Genomic DNA, 2,647 nt, shown 5'->3' on the forward strand with positions numbered 1-2,647 from the left:
GTACCAGCTTCTAAAAAATTTTTATAAGATTTCAGGATATCAATTCGACCTGTCAACGCTAAACAAGCCAAATGCCAGACTATATCTATATTGTAGCTATACTTTTGAACACGTGTTTTGCTTTCTATTGATGCTTGTAAATCTTGGGCGCGTGCCCACTGTATTATCCGCTCAGAGACTTTTGTTAACTCTTGCTCATTCAATTCCTCTACACAAATATCAATTTCCTTGCCAAAACCACTAAAAAAACCTCCTCCAATCGTGTTAAAAGACTTATAAATATCCGTAGGTCGTATCCAATTATATTCTCTCCTATAGTGAATATATTTGCAAGCTACAGAAATCTCTTCATTAGATATTTCAGCTTCAAGACGAACATTGTAATTATCATGAAGACGTATAAAGCCAAAATCAAATTGAATAAAACGGTCTGGCAAAGAGAGAAACATTCTCTCAGGTTCCATAGCAATCCATCCTCGCGTTTTGAGGATGCGACTTGCTGCGATGAGATTTATCGAGCGCTGTTTTGGCTTATTGCGCGTTAGAATATCGTCTAATTCCCCATTTTTATAGACCTGTGCAAAAAGAAGCAAGCGTTCATTCCACGTCATTATTTTATAATCAGAAAATTCTGATACGTTTATTTTGGGCGTAGACTCATAACTCCTTAAAGCTTCTATCTCGCCGAGAAGAGCCTTTGCAACAAGAGAATGATTAGCAGCTTCTTCATGTAATTTTTTTTCAATATCTTGTGCTTGCGCCCAAGTAATGACTTTGTTTAAAGCAGATTCAATATGACTTTCTGAAAGATCCGGTACCGTAACCCCGAAATCACCTATTTCTGGATAGAGTATATATCCATACCGTGACTTTTGCCCCCTAGAATATTCACAAGCAAGACTATAAGAAGCAGTTGTGAGACTAGCTAATAACCAAAATTTTTCACCATCCGTTTCATGTTTCACACCATAGCTCAAATCCACAATGCGATCCGGAAGATAATAATAGGCAAATGTATCGCCTACTTCATCACGATAGAGCTCACAGCCCAGACTTTTTAATATTTCTGCTGCATCTTTAGTTTGCATAATGTTTCACTCTTCTCCAACCGCCGGATAACAGCTAACTGTATAAGGAATTATTCTATTCCACTCTTTGTTTATTTGATTTTCACTCCAATTGTCTCTAAACTCTTTCAGAAGCTCTGCATCTCCTTCAAATTTTTTCAAATCTTCTTGGTATTTATTAAGCTGTTCCTTATTTTCGCCCAGATAGCGTTTCATAATTTTCCCAAAAGGTTTTGCATCTCCTGTTTTATACGCTATTTCAAAATCTTTTTGACATTCTGTTAATTGAAAATTACCAGTTTTTATATCAATAACTTTTAATACACCTTTCTCCACATAAATAATATCAGGGCGATGTATTTTTTTTAACGAAAAGTTCATAGATTATTCTCCATAAGTCGCAGTTTATTCACGCTAATACTGTTCTACCACTGTAAATAATAGTTGATCTTTCGTCTCCCAGCCAAGCGTTTTTAAAATCTCTGTCACGTCTTTAGTTCGCATCGCTATTCACTTTCATTCAAAAAGTCCTGGATAATGAAAAACGTTAACGTCAGTTTTGTCTAACTTATTATTCAATTGTCCTTTAATCCATTCTTTGCTAGCCTCGTTTAATTCTTTATCACTTCCTTTAAAATCTTTGAACGATTCTTGATATTTCTCTAAGAACTCTTTGTTCTCTTTAAAAAATTTTATAAATTTTCCTTTTGTGGACTCAGCATTTCCTTCTTTATATGCCTCTTTTAAAATCTTTTGTTGTTCACTTAATTTAGAATTCTTCCCCGTTTTTACCTCGCCAATTTTTATTTTACCATTCTCTATATAAACAATATCCGCACGAGATTTTACTACCCCCTTATCCGTCTTAGTTTTGAATACTATTTCTGTCTCGCATACTATACATCCTTCATCCTTTAATTCTTGTTTTTTCTCATCGCGTTTTTTATCATGATGCTTCCTGACTTGTTCAAGTATGTTACCCTTTCCATCATTATTGTTTTGTGGTTCTTTATTGTTTCCGTTTTTTTTCTTATTTTTACTTTCTTTCTGAGAATCTTTATTTTTTTCTTCTTGTGAGTTTTGATTTGTTTTTTCGCTATCTTCTGCAGAATTTTTCGATGCAAACCAATAGGTAAGGAAATCAGCTATAGCGGTTCTATTGTTAGGAGATTGAACAATAGTTGCTCCACCAGCCATAAAAAGAGACAGAGCTGCCAACTCTTGTGGCGTAAGCGACACAATGAACGCTACAGCAGCTGCTACCGCAGGAAGAAAATTATTTTCGGCAGCATTACCTGCGGCATCAGCGCCAGTATTGACATCACCACCAGCAAGGGCAGCAGCAAAGCCTCCCGCTATGCGCGCGATATCAATGGCATGATCATTAAAATCAGAAAACTGTGCTTCAATCTTTGCATTGATACGCGCTTGTTCTTCTGCCGTTGGAACACGACCATCCAATGCTGCTATTTCTTTTTGTATAAAATTTTTGGTCGACAGTTTAAACTGGAGCATAGCAGTGGCTTCGCCCACAGCACCCCCCACAGCACCGGCCGTGCAAGCACCACTCGCAACAGCGC

The 2,647-nt window shown here is 36.8% G+C and carries 3 protein-coding genes; all 3 read right to left on the reverse strand.

The genetic code is table 11. The annotated features are described in order from the left end of the window. A partial coding sequence (locus ACFIJL_RS09040; protein WP_375624344.1) for a DUF6990 domain-containing protein occupies positions 1 to 1,088 on the reverse strand: 1,088 nt, incomplete at its 3' end. 6 nt (positions 1,089 to 1,094) lie between these two features. Next, positions 1,095 to 1,448, reverse strand: coding sequence for a hypothetical protein (locus tag ACFIJL_RS09045; protein WP_183194745.1), 354 nt, complete (start codon positions 1,446 to 1,448; stop codon positions 1,095 to 1,097). Between the two features lie 135 nt (positions 1,449 to 1,583). Further along, positions 1,584 to 2,647: VENN motif pre-toxin domain-containing protein (locus tag ACFIJL_RS09050; RefSeq protein ID WP_375624346.1), on the reverse strand; the 1,064-nt coding region annotated here is incomplete at its 5' end.

This window comes from Bartonella sp. TT119HLJHH (genome assembly GCF_042193385.1).
Lineage (GTDB): Bacteria > Pseudomonadota > Alphaproteobacteria > Rhizobiales > Rhizobiaceae > Bartonella.

Bases quoted from the DNA above. Each gene is read 5' to 3' on its own strand.
- ACFIJL_RS09045 (WP_183194745.1), bottom strand. From the start codon at position 1,448: ATGAACTTTTCGTTAAAAAAAATACATCGCCCTGATATTATTTATGTG.